Annotated in this window: 12 protein-coding genes; 6 read left to right on the top strand and 6 right to left on the bottom strand. The window is 69.2% G+C overall.

What is annotated here, in order from left to right; genetic code table 11:
• Window positions 1-3 precede the first annotated feature (3 nt).
• Together HMPREF1224_RS41085 and HMPREF1224_RS41080 are read right to left on the bottom strand one after the other, a co-directional pair.
• Window positions 4-2,961 carry a TonB-dependent receptor gene (locus HMPREF1224_RS41085; RefSeq protein WP_010794112.1) on the bottom strand — a complete coding sequence of 986 codons (2,958 nt, stop codon included), beginning with the start codon at window positions 2,959-2,961 and terminating at the stop codon, window positions 4-6.
• A 262-nt stretch (window positions 2,962-3,223) separates the two neighbouring features.
• A complete protein-coding gene (locus HMPREF1224_RS41080; protein ID WP_010794111.1) occupies window positions 3,224-4,126 on the bottom strand; it encodes a LysR family transcriptional regulator in 903 nt (300 codons plus the stop codon).
• Between the two features lie 140 nt (window positions 4,127-4,266).
• On the opposite strand from HMPREF1224_RS41080, the gene HMPREF1224_RS41075 reads away from it, so the two are divergent.
• Entirely contained in the window at window positions 4,267-5,652 is a 1,386-nt protein-coding gene (locus HMPREF1224_RS41075; protein WP_044262507.1) for an MFS transporter, read from the top strand.
• Window positions 5,653-5,658: 6 nt separating this feature from the next.
• Here HMPREF1224_RS41075 and cynR read toward each other — a convergent pair whose 3' ends face one another.
• Complete coding sequence (gene cynR / locus HMPREF1224_RS41070) at window positions 5,659-6,546, bottom strand: transcriptional regulator CynR (protein ID WP_003088709.1); 888 nt, start codon at window positions 6,544-6,546, stop codon at window positions 5,659-5,661.
• A 114-nt stretch (window positions 6,547-6,660) separates the two neighbouring features.
• On the opposite strand from cynR, the gene cynT reads away from it, so the two are divergent.
• Together cynT and cynS are read left to right on the top strand one after the other, a co-directional pair.
• On the top strand, window positions 6,661-7,323 hold the full coding sequence (gene cynT, locus HMPREF1224_RS41065; protein WP_004359580.1) for a carbonic anhydrase CynT: 663 nt from the start codon (window positions 6,661-6,663) through the stop codon (window positions 7,321-7,323).
• Window positions 7,324-7,362: 39 nt separating this feature from the next.
• Complete coding sequence (cynS, locus tag HMPREF1224_RS41060; RefSeq protein ID WP_003088707.1) at window positions 7,363-7,833, top strand: cyanase; 471 nt, start codon at window positions 7,363-7,365, stop codon at window positions 7,831-7,833.
• A 37-nt stretch (window positions 7,834-7,870) separates the two neighbouring features.
• On the opposite strand, the gene HMPREF1224_RS41055 is transcribed toward cynS, so the two are convergent.
• Both HMPREF1224_RS41055 and HMPREF1224_RS41050 read right to left on the bottom strand, forming a co-directional pair.
• On the bottom strand, window positions 7,871-8,824 hold the full coding sequence (locus HMPREF1224_RS41055) for a FecR family protein (protein ID WP_003107078.1): 954 nt from the start codon (window positions 8,822-8,824) through the stop codon (window positions 7,871-7,873).
• On the bottom strand, window positions 8,821-9,327 hold the full coding sequence (locus HMPREF1224_RS41050; protein ID WP_003088700.1) for a sigma-70 family RNA polymerase sigma factor: 507 nt from the start codon (window positions 9,325-9,327) through the stop codon (window positions 8,821-8,823). Before HMPREF1224_RS41050 ends, HMPREF1224_RS41055 begins: the two co-directional genes overlap by 4 nt.
• A gap of 327 nt (window positions 9,328-9,654) precedes the next feature.
• On the opposite strand from HMPREF1224_RS41050, the gene HMPREF1224_RS41045 reads away from it, so the two are divergent.
• Complete coding sequence (locus HMPREF1224_RS41045; RefSeq protein WP_010794109.1) at window positions 9,655-11,655, top strand: alkaline phosphatase D family protein; 2,001 nt, start codon at window positions 9,655-9,657, stop codon at window positions 11,653-11,655.
• A gap of 57 nt (window positions 11,656-11,712) precedes the next feature.
• On the opposite strand, the gene HMPREF1224_RS41040 is transcribed toward HMPREF1224_RS41045, so the two are convergent.
• Window positions 11,713-12,009, bottom strand: coding sequence for an antibiotic biosynthesis monooxygenase family protein (locus HMPREF1224_RS41040; RefSeq protein WP_003088696.1), 297 nt, complete (start codon window positions 12,007-12,009; stop codon window positions 11,713-11,715).
• A gap of 587 nt (window positions 12,010-12,596) precedes the next feature.
• Here HMPREF1224_RS41040 and cmrA point away from each other — a divergent pair.
• Window positions 12,597-13,529, top strand: a complete 933-nt coding sequence (cmrA, locus tag HMPREF1224_RS41035) for an AraC family transcriptional regulator CmrA (protein WP_003118542.1) — start codon at window positions 12,597-12,599, stop codon at window positions 13,527-13,529.
• Between the two features lie 87 nt (window positions 13,530-13,616).
• Window positions 13,617-14,969: a hypothetical protein gene (locus tag HMPREF1224_RS41030; RefSeq protein ID WP_010794108.1), complete on the top strand. Its 1,353-nt coding sequence runs from the start codon at window positions 13,617-13,619 to the stop codon at window positions 14,967-14,969.
• Window positions 14,970-14,983: the final 14 nt, after the last annotated feature.

Genomic DNA, 14,983 nt, shown 5'->3' with positions numbered 1-14,983 from the left:
GGCTCAACCACCGAAGTGATAGCTGAAGTCCAGCCACCATTGGCGGCCCATGGCGTCGTAGTTGCCGGTGGGATAGTACGGCCAGCCATCGGAGTCGTCCTCCTTGATCTGGTCGAGCAGGTTGTTCACCGTCAGGCCGACGCTGGCGCGTTCGTTGAGCCGGTAGCGGGCGCTGGCGTTGAACACCGTCCACGGGCTCAGGCGCCCGCTGCCAGCGGCGTTGGTAACGCTGCCGTAGCGCACCGCGAAGAGCGTCGAGGTGAACTGTGCGTAGTCCCAGGTCAGGCTGGCGTTGAGTTTGCTGCGCCAGTCGTGGGAGTCGAGGCTGTCGCGCTGGTTCTCGCTGGGGTAGTCGTCGGACTGCTTGTAGTCGTGGGACAACACCAGGGTGTAGCCGAGGGTCGAGGAGAAGGCGCCGTAGTCGCCGGCGCCCCAGCGGATGTTGCTGCGCAGGTCGATGCCGCTGGTGCGCTCCTTGGCCGCGTTGATGGCATTGACGTAGACCTTGTTCAGGCGATTCGGGTCGACGCTGGCGTCGCCGGCGTTGCGCTCGACCCGCGCCAGGGTGTCGCGGCACTGCGCCGAGTCCGGATCGAGCCCGCCGCTGCGGCAGGCCGCCTCGTCGCGCAGCAGTTTGTCCGGATCGAGGGTGGTCAGCAGGTCATCGATCTGGATGTGGTAGTAGTCGGCGGAAAAGTCGAACCTGCTCGCCGGCGACCAGACGAAGCCGTAGCTCCAGTAGCGCCCGCGCTCGGACTTCAGGTCGGGCGTGCCGCTCTGCACGTAGTCGACCCGGCCGTTCTTGCAGGCGCCGTCGACGCCTTTCTCGCAACCGTAGTAGTCCTTCTGCGCCGGGTAGTAGCCGTTGGCGTCGGCCTGGTAGATGTAGTTCAGGTCCGGCGCGCGGAAGCTGGTGCCGTAGCTGCCGCGTAGCAGCAGGCTGGTCAGCGGGCGCCACTCCAGCCCCAGGTTGTAGGTGGTCTGCTCCTCGGTGCGACCGCTGAACCTGTACTGGTCCCAGCGGCCGGCGGCGGACGCCAGCAGCGTGTCGTGCAGCGGGATGCTGAATTCGCCGCCGGCGGCGTAACGGTCGCGCGAGCCGCCGGAGCTGCTGGCCTTGGAGACGTTGTAGAGAGAGCCGTCGTTGTATTGCGAGTCGGGACGGATCCTGTAGCCCTGCTTGCCCACCTCCAGCACGCCGGCGAAGGCCACCGGGCCGGCCGGCAGGTCGAACAGCTCGCCGTTGCCGGTGAAGCTGTAGGTCTGCGAGTAGGACTCGCTGTGCTGGGTCACGTTGCGCCGCAGGCTGCGCCACTCTTCCTCGCTCAGCGGACGTCCGAGGCGCGCCGGATCGGGATCGTAGACCGGGTAGCCGTCGCGTTCGCCGAGCTTGCGGCCCAGGTACAGGTCGAGGATCCCGGCCGCCGGGGTGTAGCGGGTAGTGCGGTCGCTGCGGTACTCGGAGCGGGTCGCGGCCAGTTCGTATTCCCAGGAAGTATTGGCGACGTGGTCGCTGTAGCCGAGGGTGCCGGTCCAGGACACCTCGCGCCACTTGCTGTTGTTGCTGCTCTTGCCGCCGATCTCCTCGGGCGAGAACAGCCGGTACCAGCGCTCCAGGTCGCCGCTGGAGGCATTGATGAAGTCCGGCGAGGTGAAGGACGGCCCGCGGGTATTGTTCTGCAGGTGGTCGAAGCCGAACAGCAGGTCGGCGAACAGCTTGCCGCTGTCGCTCAGGTGCCAGGTGCCGCCGGCGTAGCCGTCGTAGTTTTCCTTCTTGGTCTGCAGGGTCCAGTAGTTGTTGTAGTACTGGTCGGTCATGCAGCGATAGCCACCCCTGGCGCCCGGCACCGGCGCCACGTTGCCGCCGAACAGGCCGCCGAGGCCGGCGCAAGAGGCGTCGCCGAGGTAGCGTCCGCTCTGCGGGTTCAGCCGGTAGCCGACGTTGTTGCCGTCCGGGTAGCTGTCCATGAAACCGCGCTGGTTGGCCCAGACCGGCTGGCGCTGCTCGACCTGCAGGCCGAACAGGCCTTCGAAGTCGCCCGTCGCGCCGCCGCCGACCAGTTGCAGGCGCTGGTTGTCGCCGCCGCCGCGCTCGGTGGTGCCGGCGCGCAGGTTGACGTCGACGCCATCGAATTTCTTCTTCAGGACGATATTGACCACCCCGGCGATGGCATCCGAGCCGTAGATCGCCGAGGCGCCGCCGCTGAGGATCTCGATGCGGTCGATCATGACCGCCGGGATGTTCGCCAGGTTGGTGAAGTTCACCGAGCCGCCATAGGCGGTCGGGTAGTCGGCGACGCGCCGGCCGTTGATCAGCACCAGCGTGTGGTTGGGGCCGAGATCGCGCAGGTTGAGGGCGTTGGCCGCCGGTTGCCAGGTGTTGCCGTAGTCCTCGCCCTGGGTCATGCCGGTGTTCTGGGTCTGCGTCTGCAAGGCCTCGAAGACGTTGCGGTAGCCACGGTTCTGGATTTCCTCGCTGCTGATCACCGTGACCGGCGACGGCCCTTCCTGCTGGGCGCGGGGAATCCGCGAGCCGGTCACCACCACCCGCTCCAGGGTCTGCTCCGCTTTCGCCGCCAGCGGCTGCACCTTCGCCGCCGGTACGGCCGCGCGCAGCGGCGCGGCGGAAATCACCGCGCCGCGCTCGGAACGGCGGAACTGCAGGCCGCTACCGCGCAGGGCCTGTTCCAGGGCCTGGTCGACACTCAGCGGACCGCGCACCGCCGGCGCCTGCCGGCCGCGCACCAGCGACTGCTCGAAGGAGATCAGCAAGCCGCTCTGTCGCGAGATGCCCAGCAGCACCTGGTCCAGCGGGCCGGCGGCGACGTCGAAGGTGAGCGCCTTGGCGGCGGGCGCGGGCGTCTCCGCACGTGCCTCCGGCGGCGCGGCCAGGGCCGCCGCGAGCAGCGCGGCCAGGGCCAGGCTGGAAGGCAGGCGTGTGGATGGAGCATGGTGCGGCATCGTTCGGTTCCCCCCGAAAACATGGTTTCCAGGGGATGAGCGATGAGCGCGGGAGATTTGCAGGGCAGGCTTGGAACGCTTTGTTCTGAGCTTATAAGCGCGGGCGAATAGGCATGGCGGCGGATAACGCCTCCGGCGTCATTCGCCCCACCCGACTATCTTCCCCCAGCTCCGCTACCAGCCTTACCCCGCGTAGGGCGAATAGCCGCTTGCGGCTATCCGCCGGTCCGAACACGGCGTTATCCGCCCTGCCGCCCTCGGGTCAGTACGTCAGCGCCCCGCACCAGTGCGCGCTCTTCAGTTCCTCGTAGAGCGCGCCGATCTTCAGCGAGCACTGCCGCGACGGCGGGTAGATCAGCGACACCGGGCACAGCGGCGGTTCGAACGGCTGGAGGATGCGTACCAGTCGACACCGGCGGATCGCTTCCTCGGCCATGAAGCCCATCACCTGGACGATGCCCTGGCCGACCAGCGCCGCGTCGACCAGCGCGTCGGCCACGTCCAGCACTAGGTCGCCGCGCACCGCCAGGCTCAGCGGCTGGCCGTCGCGCTGGAACTGCCATTCCAGCAGCTTGCCGGTATGCAGGTCGCGCACCGTCGGGCAGTTGTGCCCGGCGAGTTGCTCCAGGCGCTCCGGCGTGCCGTGGCTACGCAGGTATTCCGGCGACGCCACCGTGACCCAGCGCAACGCCGCTAATGGCCGGGCGATCAGGCGCACGTCGCCGACCCGACCGAGACGCACGGCGGCGTCGAAGCCTTCCTCGGTGAGGTCGACCAGGCGATCGGTCATCGCCGCCTCGATCTGCAATTGCGGGTAGCGCCGCGTCAGTTCGCGCAGCACCGGCATGATCACGATCCGCCCGAGCGCCTGCGGGGTGGTGATCTTCAGCGGACCGCTCGGCGCGCACTGGCGGTCCACCAGCAACTTCTCGACTTCCTCCAGTTCCGCCAGCAAGGGTGCGCAGCGCTCGTAGAACAGCTGGCCGTCCGGGGTCAGGCTGACGCTGCGGGTGGTGCGGTGCAGCAGACGCACGCCGAGTTCGGCTTCCAGCCGGCCGATGGCGCGCGACAGGCCGGACTGGGTCAGACCGAGAGAAACGGCGGCCTGGGTGAAGCTACGGGTCTCGGCCACGCGGGCGAGCAACTTGACGGCATTCAGGTCCATGGCGATCTCATCGATGATTATTTTCATCAGTGAAAGGACGGAGAGGCTATTTATCACGATTCCAGCATGAGAAACACTGGCCGCGCCCAACCCAGACCAGGAGTCCCACCGTGACGGACCGTGCCGCCCCTTCCAACTGGATGCTCTCCCTGCTCGCCTGCGCGCAACTGATCATCGCCCTCGACGCCACCATCGTGTTCGTCGCTCTGCCGGAAATCAGCCGGGCGCTGGATTTTTCGGCGCAACGCCTGCAATGGGTGGTGAGCGCCTATACGGTGGCCTTCGGCGGCTTCCTCCTGCTCGGCGGGCGCGCCACCGACCTGCTCGGCCGGCGCCGCATGTACGTCCTCGGGCAAAGCCTGTACGCCCTCGCCTCCCTCGCGGGCGGGCTGGCCCAGAGCGAGTTGCCGTTGATCCTCGCCCGCGCCGTGCAGGGCCTGGGTGGCGCGCTGCTGTTCCCGGCGACCCTGGCGCTGATCGGCAATCACTTCGCCGAGGGCCCGGCGCGCAATCGTGCCCTGGCGATCTGGAGCATCGCCTCGGCGTTCGGCCTGGCCCTCGGCTCGGCGCTCGGCGGCGCGCTCACCGAGCTGTTCGGCTGGGCCTCGATCTTCCTGGTCAACGTGCCGCTGGCCGGCGCCGCGGCGCTGCTCGCCCTGCGCCTGATCCCGGCCGACGCCCGGCGCCAGCGCGGTCGGCGCTTCGACCTGGCCGGCGCGCTGACGGTCACCGCCGGCGCCACCCTGCTGGTCTTCGCCCTGGTCCAGGGCCCCGAGTCGGGCTGGGATGCGCCCTCGGTACGTTTCGGACTTTACCTTTCCGTCCCGCTGCTACTGGCGTTCCTCGCCATCGAACACTACAGCCGCGACCCGCTGATGCCGCTGCGCCTGCTGGGCAACCGCAACCTGCAGGTGGCGATGCTGCTGACCGCGATCTTCATGAGCAGCTACGGCGTGCAGTACTACTTCCTGGCCATCTACTTCCAGTCGGTGTACGGCTACAGCGTGTTGCAGACCGGCCTGGCGTTCCTCCCGGCGACTCTGCTCTGCACCCTCGGTATCCGCGTCGCCGAGCGCCTGCTGGCCCGCCACGGGGCACGCGCGACGCTGGTCGCCGGCCTGCTGCTGGGCGCACTCGGGCTCGGCCTGCTGGCAGCGTGCCTGCCGCTGGGGCGCGGCTTCCTGGCGCTGCTGCCGGCCATCGTGATCCTCAGCGTCGGCCAGGGCATGACCTGGACCGCCATGTGGGTGAGCGCCGCCAGCGGCGTCGATCCCGCCGAACAGGGCGTCGCCTCGGGGATGGCCTCGATGACCCAGCAGATCGGCGGCGCGCTCGGCCTGGCCCTGCTGGTGGCGCTGGCCAACGCCCAGGTGCGCGGCGCCGATGCCGCCAGCCTGCTGGCCAGCCAGGCGCGCGGCATCGAATGGGTGACCGCGCTCAGCGCCCTGCTCGCCCTGTTCGGCGCCGCCCTGGCCTTGCGCCTGCGCCGTGAGGAACCCGCGGCGTGGCAGCCGAGTCGCGGCTGATCCCGCTCAGGCGTCGCCCAGCTCGGCGCCGAGTTCCAGCGCCAGGGCCTGGAAGGCCAGGCGCGCGGCACCGGGGTGGCTGCCCTGGCGCCAGAACAGCGCTACCTGGCGGGTCGGCAGCGCCGGCCGCAGCGCCACGCAGCGCAACCCGGCCTGCTGGCGCGCCACAGCCTCCGGCAGGATGCTGGCCAGTCTTCCGCGGCGAACCACATCGACGATGGCGCTGATCGAGTTCGCCTCCAGCGCAACCCGCGCCGTCACCCCTTGCTGGCGCAGGTAAGCGTCGATGTGCCGGCGCGTGGCGAAGTCGTCGCGCAACAACGCCAACGGCAACTCCGCCAGCGCTGCGGCGGCCAGCGGCGCGTTCGCCGCCGGGTGTTCCGCCCCCAGCACCAGGCCCAGGCGCTCCAGGTAGAGCGGCTGGCTGTCGATCTCCACCGAACCCGGCTCGCTGAAGGCCACGCCAAGGTCCAGGCGATCGTCGATCAGCGCCGCCTCCAGGGCGTCCTGGGGCAACTCCTCGAGGCTCAACTCGATGCCCGGATAGCGCTGATTGAACGGATCCACCAGGGCGCCCACCAGATAGCAGGTGAAGGTCGGCGTCATGCCCAGGCGCAGGCGGCCGCGACTGAGGTCGCGCACCTCGTGGATCGCTCGTTGCGCCGCTTCCAGCTCGCGCAAGGCACGCCGCGCATGAAGCAGGTACAGCTCGCCGGCATCGGTGGGACGCACGCTCCTGCCGGAGCGGTCGAGCAATTGCACGCGCAGTTGCTCTTCCAGTTGCCGCACCTGCTGCGACAGGGTCGGCTGCGAAACGTGCAGCGCCTCGGCGGCGCGGGTGAAGTTGCGATGCTCGGCGACAGCGAGCAGGTAGCGCAGGTGGCGAAGCAGCATGGAAACATCCAACTATAGGTCAGACCAATGATTGGAATAATAAACCGGTCTTGGACCCTATGGCTCAATCCGCGCATCCTGGCCCCACCATTCGACGGCCAGGAGCCCAGCGCCATGCGTGACATCATCGACGGCTTTCTCCGCTTCCAGCGCGACGCCTACCCGGCGCGCTCGCAACTGTTCAAGACCCTGGCCACCCGGCAAGCCCCCAAGGCGCTGTTCATCGCCTGCTCGGACAGCCGGGTGGTCCCCGAGCTGCTGACCCAGCGCGAGCCCGGCGAACTCTTCGTGATCCGTAATGCCGGCAACATCGTCCCCGGCTACGGGCCGCAGCCCGGCGGGGTCAGCGCCTCGGTGGAATACGCGGTGGCGGTGCTCGGGGTCGGCGACATCGTGGTCTGCGGCCACTCGGACTGCGGCGCGATGGGCGCCATCGCATCCTGCGCCTGTCTCGACCAGTTGCCGGCGGTGGCCGGCTGGTTGCACCACGCCGAGGCCGCACGGGCGATGAACAGCGCCCACGAACACGCCTCCGAGGCGGCGCGGCTGGACGCCCTGGTGCGGCACAACGTGATCGCCCAACTGGCCAACCTGCGCACCCACCCCTGCGTCGCCCGCGCCCTGGAACAGGGTCGGCTGAACCTGCACGGCTGGGTCTACGACATCGAAAGCGGCCGCATCGACGCCCTCGACGGCGCCAGCCGGCGCTTCGTCTCCCTCGCCGAGCATCCCGAAGTGCGCGCGGTAGGCGGCGAACCCGGGCAGGCGGTCGCCTGAATCCCTTCCCTCACAACCACCCGCAAGGAGAGTCATCTCATGCAACACAGCCAAGTGTCCCCCAACGCGCGCCAGCAACTGGCCGAGACCGTGGTCCTGAACAAGGCCCGCCTGGGCCTGTCCTGGCAGGACCTGGCCGACGGCACCGGTCTCGCCCTGACCTTCGTCACCGCCGCCCTGCTCGGCCAGCATGCCCTGCCAGAGGCGGCGGCGCGCAAGGTCGCCGCCCAACTCGGCCTGGACGACGACGCGGTGCTCCTGCTGCAAAGCATCCCGCTGCGCGGCAGCATTCCCGGCGGCATTCCCAGCGACCCGACCATCTATCGCTTCTACGAGATGCTGCAAGTCTACGGCAGCACCCTGAAGGCGCTGGTCCACGAACAGTTCGGCGACGGCATCATCAGCGCGATCAACTTCAAGCTGGACATCAAGAAGGTCGAGGACCCGGAAGGCGGCTCGCGGGCGGTGATCACCCTCGACGGCAAGTACCTGCCGACCAAGCCGTTCTGAAGCGTCGCGCCGCCCGGCTCGCCGCCGGGCGCGCGCCTCAGCGGCTGGCGATGCTGACCCAGTAGGGCCCGTGGTAGTCGAGCCGGATCGGTAGGCTCTGCTCCAGCAATGCCAGCGCCGCGCCGCTGTCGTCCAGCGGGTAGATGCCACTGACGCGCAGCGCCGCCGCGTCGTCGGCGACGCTGATGATGCCGCGGCGATAGGCGCGCAACGCTTCCAGCACCTCCCCCAGCGGGCGGTCGCGGACCTCCAGCCGGCCATCCAGCCAGGCGCTCTCGCCGCCTTCGGCAGGACCTCGGGCGAGAATCGCCGAGGCGTCGAAACGGGCGCTCTGGCCGCGCTCCAACAGGCATTGCCGTCCGTCGGCAGTGGTGATCCGCACCCGCGACTCGAGCACCACCACTCGCGAGCTGGCGCCGTCATCGCTGACCTGGAAGCGGGTTCCCTGCGCCTCGACCTGGCCACGCCCGGTGTCGACGACGAAAGGCCGCGCCGGATCCCGTGCCACGTCAACCAGCAGGCGGCCCTCGCGTAAGCGCAGGCGACGCCGGTAGCCATCGAATTCGGGGCGTACCCGGCTGCGCGCGTCCAGCACCAGTTGGCTGCCATCCTCCAGGCGGAAGCTCTGGCGTTGTCCGGTGCCGGTGTACAGGTCGCCGGGCCAGGGGAAGCCGACGATGCCGATCCGCCCCAGCGCCAGCGTCGCCACGCCGAACGCCGCCAGGGCGAGGCTGCGCTGGAGAAACCGGCGACGGGCGGACGGCGCCTCGAGGGCTCCGATCAATTGCTCGGCGCGCAAGCCGTGCAGGGGCTCGTCGCGAAACGACTGCAAGCCCAGGCTGAGCCGGTCGAACACCGCACCGTGCTCGGCATCGGCCTGGCGCCACTGCTGGAACGCCAGGCGCTCCTCGGCGCCGGCATGGCCGGATTGCAGCAGCGCCATCCACTGCGCCGCTTCGTCGAGGATGCGTTCTCGCCTTCCCTGGCTCATTCGGCAAGCACCTGGTAGCACTGCTTGAAGCCCTCGACCATGTACTGGTGGATGCGGCTGACGGAAACCTCCAGCAAGCCGGCGATCTCCACGTAGGTCAGTCCGCCGATCTGGCTATGGATGAAGGCGGCGCGGGCCTTCGGCGAGAGCCCGGCGAGCATGCGCTCCAGGCGCAGCAGGGTTTCCACCACCTGGGCCTGCTCCTCGGCGGACGGCGCGAGGGCCTCCGGAAGCCCGGCCAGGCTTTCCAGGTAGGCGCGTTCCAGGTCCTGGCGCCGCCAGCCGTCGTACATCAGCCGGCGAGCGATGGTGGTGAGCAGCGCGCGCGGCTCGCGGATGCTTGCCGGGTCCGGCAGGGCAAGGACCTTGAGGAAGGTTTCCGAGGCGATGTCCTCGGCGCTGTGGGGGCAGCCGAGGTAGCGCCGCAGGCGCCCGCTCAGCCAGGAATAGTCGTTCTGGAACATCAGGCCGACGAGGCGATTGCGTGTCTGATCCATGCCCATTCCGCACTCTCGTGCTACGGGCCTGCGCCACCGGGCGTCGGGGTGGCAGGCGAAACCTTGATCGGCGGGAGGCGGCGCCGACGTCGGATTGCACGTGTCCCTCCCGCAAACAGCGATGGCAGGCCGCCGGGCCTGCGCGGAAGGCAATATGCCGCAGAAGCTCGAACGCAAAAAAGAATATTAATTAAGGTGTACTTAACTTTTTGGCATTAGAAGATCGCCATCCCGCGACGACTGTCGTCATTCCTTACGAAATGGCAACGCCGCGATCCGCCGAAAGCGGCATACTCGTCAGCTTGTTTCGCCGCGTCGACAACGCCCGTACCAATGTCCGCCTCGCTCCCCAACGACACCCCGCCTGACGAAGCCCTGCCCCTGCCCCTGGTCCTGGCCGGTCCCCTGCTGCGCCGCGCAGAGCCCGGACGCCTGGTGTTCTGGCTGGCCACGTCATGCCCGACGACCATCGAACTGATCCTCGCCAGCGAAGGCGAGGCGGAGCGTCGGGTCCGCCTCGCGGAAGGAACCCACTCGGCCATCCGCATCGGCACCCATGCCTGGCTGCACCTGCTGGATGTCGCGCTCGACCCGCCGTTGCCCTGCGCCCGCCTGGTCGACTACGACCTGCGCCTCGCCGCCGACGGCCGGGAGCCTGCGGGAATCGCCGAATGGGCGCCGCATCTGCTCTACCCCGGTCGCCAGCGCGCCAGCCTGGTGCTCAAGCCACGTCTCGACCAGTTGCTCCACGGCTCCTGCCGCAAGCCGCATCACCCAGCGGCCGATGGCCTGCTGCAGGTCGACCGGCTGCTGGAGGAAAACCTGCTGCAGGCCGAAAGCCGCCCGGCGTTGCTGATGATGAGCGGCGACCAGGTCTACGCCGACGACGTCGCCGGGCCGATGCTGGTGGCCATCCATGGGTTGATCCACCGCCTCGGCCTGTACGGCGAACACCTGGAAGGCGCACTGGTGAACGACAGCGAGGCACTCTACGCGCACCCGGCCACCTACTACCGGCGCGAGGACCTGCTGCCCGCCTTCGAGTCCAACGAAGCCCTGCGCGAGCGCTTCTTCGGCGGGGTGAAGAAGCCGATCTTCACCTCGGCCAACGCCCACAACCATCTGGTCGGCCTGGCCGAGGTGCTGGCGATGTACCTGCTGGTCTGGTCGCCGGCGCCCTGGCGCCTGGTCAGGCTGGAACCGCCGCCGGGGCTGGATGCGCGGCACGCGCAGCGCTTCGCCGGCGAGCGCCGGCACATCGAAGCCTTCCGCGATGGCCTGCCCCGCGTGGCGCGGGCGCTGGCGCATATCTCGTCGCTGATGATCTTCGACGATCACGACATCACCGACGACTGGAACCTTTCAGCACGCTGGGAGCTGACCGCCTACGGCCATCCGTTCTCCCGGCGGATCATCGGCAACGCCCTGCTCGCCTACCTGCTCTGCCAGGGCTGGGGCAACGACCCGCAGCATTGCGGCGAATGGCTGGCGCCGGTCGCGGCCCTGATGGAGGGTGCCGCGGCAGACGGCCGGCTGCCCTGCGCCGAGCAGGACCGCCTGCTCGATGCCCTGCTCGACTTCCAGCACTGGCACTACCGGTTGCCTGGCAGCCCGACCCTGATCGTCCTCGACACGCGCACCCGCCGCTGGCGCAGCGAGCGCAACCTGGGCCGGCCCTCCGGGCTGATGGACTGGGAGGCGCTGAGTGAACTCCAGCAGGACCTGCTCGGCGAAAAGGCGGCGATCATCGTGTCGCCGGCGCCGATGTTCGGGGTCAAGCTGATCGAGGGCGTGCAGAAGCTCTTCAGCTGGATCGGCCAGCCGCTGCTGGTCGATGCGGAAAACTGGATGGCCCATCGCGGCGCGGCCTCGGTGATGATGAACATCTTCCGCCACTCGCGCACGCCGGGTAACTACCTGATCCTTTCCGGCGACGTGCATTACTCCTTCGTCTACGACATCCGGATTCGCCACCGCGAGCGCGGGCCCCGGCTCTGGCAGATCACCAGCAGCGGGATCAAGAACGAATTCCCGCGACGCCTGCTGGACTGGTTCGACCGCCTCAACCGCTGGCTCTATGCGCCCTGGTCGCCGCTGAACTGGCTGACCCAGCGGCGCAGTCTGGAAATCCGCCCGCGCGTTCCGCAGCACAGCCAGGCCGGCGAGCGCCTGTGGAACAGCGCCGGGATCGGCCAGGTATTCATTGGCGAGGACGGCCGTCCGCGCGCGGTGTTGCAGGTCAATGCCGATGGCTCGCCGGCGACCGCCTTCGAGCGACATCGCGACGTCGAAGACGAACGAGCGGACCAGTCGCCGGTCGCGCCGGGTCGCTGAGACGCCAGAACAAGGGGGACGGGCGGACGCCGCGCCGCGTCATCCGCCCGCCCGGTTTCAGAACGGCCGCTCCTGCACGTCCAGGGTCGCCGCCAGCGCTTGCCAGAGCACCTCGGCGAAGACCCGCTGGGCGTCGCCGGACAGGTACGCCTGCATGGCCGCTTCATCGCTCCACTCGCTGTGCAACAGCCACAGGTCGGCGTCCCCGTCCGCCTGGCGCAGTTCGTAGCGCAGGCAACCGGGTGCAGCCTGGCCCGCCTGCGCCAGCTCTTGCAGGCGCAGGCCGAGGCGGTGCGACTGGCCGCTGCGGGCGCGAATGCTGACCAGGTGACTGGCCCGATTGAACGCTGGCATGCTCTCTGCCTCCTCGACATGGATTCGCCGCTGCGCAAGCGGCACCAGGAGTGGAAGGACCGGCGGCGCCGAGACGCCGGCCGGCCGCTGTGGGGTGTAAGGGTGACGCATGTGCCCTGCCTCCGATTACCAGTTGCCGGGATGGGTCCGCCGCGCCAGCGTGCCGCCCGCGGCGGGGCCGGAAGGCGAACGGGAAGGCGCCTCGGGGACCAGCGCGCCGTCGCGCACCGGCCGCGAACGGAAGGCACCCGGCGCGCGCTCCGGCGACATGCCGCCCGATGACAGTCTGGCCTGTTGATTTGACATAGGTGTGTCCCCCTGCATGTGTTTCCCATCGGCATGACGGAGATTCCGCCATGCCAGCCAGATTAGGGGGATGGCGCGGGGAATCGGTAGACGGATACTGTCGGGTTCTTGCCTGAAACTGCCGCGTTCCGGTTTTTTCTCATCCGCTTGCGCCCCGTGCGACGAGCTGGCTTGCCTGTTCCTGGCGAATGCTTGCCTGATCCTGCCAACGCGCATCGCGATGAGTGCCTGCCGCCGCGGCGCGCGCTAGTCTTGGGAAGGTTTCCCCCGCGAGTCCCCGCATGAGCGAAAACACCCCGCTTCTTTCCGTCGATCTCCCCGCCGAACTGCGCCAGCGCCAGAGCGAACTGGCGCAGTTGCTGCTCAAGCACTGTCCCAGCGACGGTGTCTACGGCACCGCCGTCGACCCCCTCGCCCTGATTCGCGCCGACGGCCCCACCCTGCCGGCGCGCGGCATGCACAAACCTGCCCTGTGCATCATCGCCCAGGGCCGCAAGGAGGTGCAGTTGGCCGAGGAACGCTATATCTACGATCCGCTGCACTACCTGGTGGTCTCGGTCACCCTGCCGCTGGCTGGCCAGGTGATCGACGCCTCGCCGGACGCGCCCTACCTCTGCGTCCGGCTGGATATCGACCCTGCGGAAATCACCCAGCTGATCTCCGACGCCGGGCCCATGGAAGTGGCCAGCCGGCGCGGCGACCGTGGCCTCTACGTCGACCGTATCGACGCCAGCCTGCTGGATGCGGTGCTGCGCCTGATCCATCTGCTGGACAGCCCGCGCGACATCCCGATGCTGGCGCCGCTGATCCTCCGCGAGATTTTCTACCGGCTGCTGCGCAGCGGCCAGGGCCAGCGCCTGCACGAGATCGCCATCGCCGACAGCCAGGCCCACCGCATCACCCGCGCCATCGACTGGATCAACCAGAACTACGGCAAGCCGCTGCGCATCGAGCAACTGGCCCAGGTGGTCAACCTCAGCCCCTCGACCCTGCACCACCGCTTCAAGGCCGTGACCGCGATGAGCCCGTTGCAGTACCAGAAGCAGCTGCGCTTGCAGGAAGCGCGCCGGCTGATCTTCAGCGAGGGCCTGGAAGTGGCCGCCGCCGGCTACCGGGTCGGCTACGAAAGCCCATCGCAGTTCAGTCGCGAGTACAGCCGGCTGTTCGGCGCCCCGCCGCTGCGCGACCTGGCGCGGGCGCGCAACACCGCCTAGGGGAACGCGGCAGCGGCCGCGACGGTCAATCGGGAAGCGGCGGCATACCTTCGTCGCCCCGACCGACCTTGCGCAACCGTACCCGCCATGACCCGAGCCCTGCCCCTGCTCCTGCTTGCCCTGTCCCTTCCCGCCGCGGCGACGGACAGCGAGTCGTTCGCCCGCCGCTACCTGGCCTATGTCCATGCCGTCGGCCAGCACAGCGAACGACTCTGGCCCGGCTGGCGGATGGCCGACAAGGCCTTCCTCTACAGCGATGGCCGCAGTACCTGGGTCGCCGATGCCGAAGGCCGCGCGCAGCGCACCACGGCGGCGGGCGACAGCGACCCGGATCTCGATCTGAGCTATGCCTTTCCGCGTTACCGGGGCCGTCCGGCGGTGCTGCTGCAGATCAGCGCCGCGCACCTGCGGAGCAATACCGGCAATAGCGAGACGCTGGCCGCCATCGGCCCGCACGAAGCCTTCCATCGCTACGCCCAGGAAGACTGGCCGGGCCTGCGCAAGCCCGGTGGCTATCGCGGCGACCTGGCCACGCTCGACCCGCGCCCGCGGGAATACCGCTATGCCCTGTTCCAGTCGCTGCTCCAGGCCCTGCGCACGCCCGGGCAGCGCGACAGCTACCTGAGCGACGCCCAGGGCTGGCTGCGCCGCTGGCGCGAAGCGGCTCCCGAGGAAAGCCGGCTGGCGGCGCAGGTCGATCTCAGCGAAGGCACCGCGCGCTACATCGAGATGGCCGCCGCCGCGCGCTACCGCACCGATTTCGCCGAGGATCCGCAACGCTATCGGCAGGCGCTGCGGGAGTACGCCCTGGCCTTCTACGATGCCAACGAGATCGGCGTCGGCGTCGACAGCGAAGCCTACGAGATCGGCGCGCTGGCCGGAGTGCTGCTGGACCTGCGCGACGATGGGGACTGGAAGGAAGCCGCGATGGCCGGCACCTGGCCGCTGGACTACCTGCTGCGCGACCAGCCTCCGGCCTGGAGCGAACTCCCCGACGACGCGCGGGCGCGCGGCGAGCGCTACCGGCGCGAGATGGGCGCCACCCGCCAGCGCCTGGTCGAGTTGCAGGAGGCCTTCGCCGACCCACGGCGACCGCTGCTGGTGATCCCGCAACCGCGACGCACCATCGGCTTCGCCACGGCGGCCAGCGAGGTGCGCGGGGGCTTCTACGTCCTTGCCGACGGGCCGTTCCGCCAGGCCTACCTCGGCGCGCGCTGGAATGTCGGCGAGCTGACCCTGGACGGCGTCGACTACCTGGAGGGCGACGCCGAGGCGTACTGCCCGGGCTACGGCCGTTCGGCGCTGATTCCGTTGCGCGGAGGCGATTGGCGCGAAGGCACGCTGGCGCCGGAAGAAACCGGCCTGCGCGGCCGCCTGGCGACTGCTCGCAGCCTCGTCGACGGGCGGACCCTTTATTGCGCGGCGGAGAATGCTCCTTGAGGACCGACAACGGC

The organism is Pseudomonas sp. P179, from assembly GCF_000478485.2.
GTDB classification, from domain to species: domain Bacteria; phylum Pseudomonadota; class Gammaproteobacteria; order Pseudomonadales; family Pseudomonadaceae; genus Pseudomonas; species Pseudomonas aeruginosa.
This window is presented reverse-complemented; position numbering and strand designations above follow the sequence as displayed.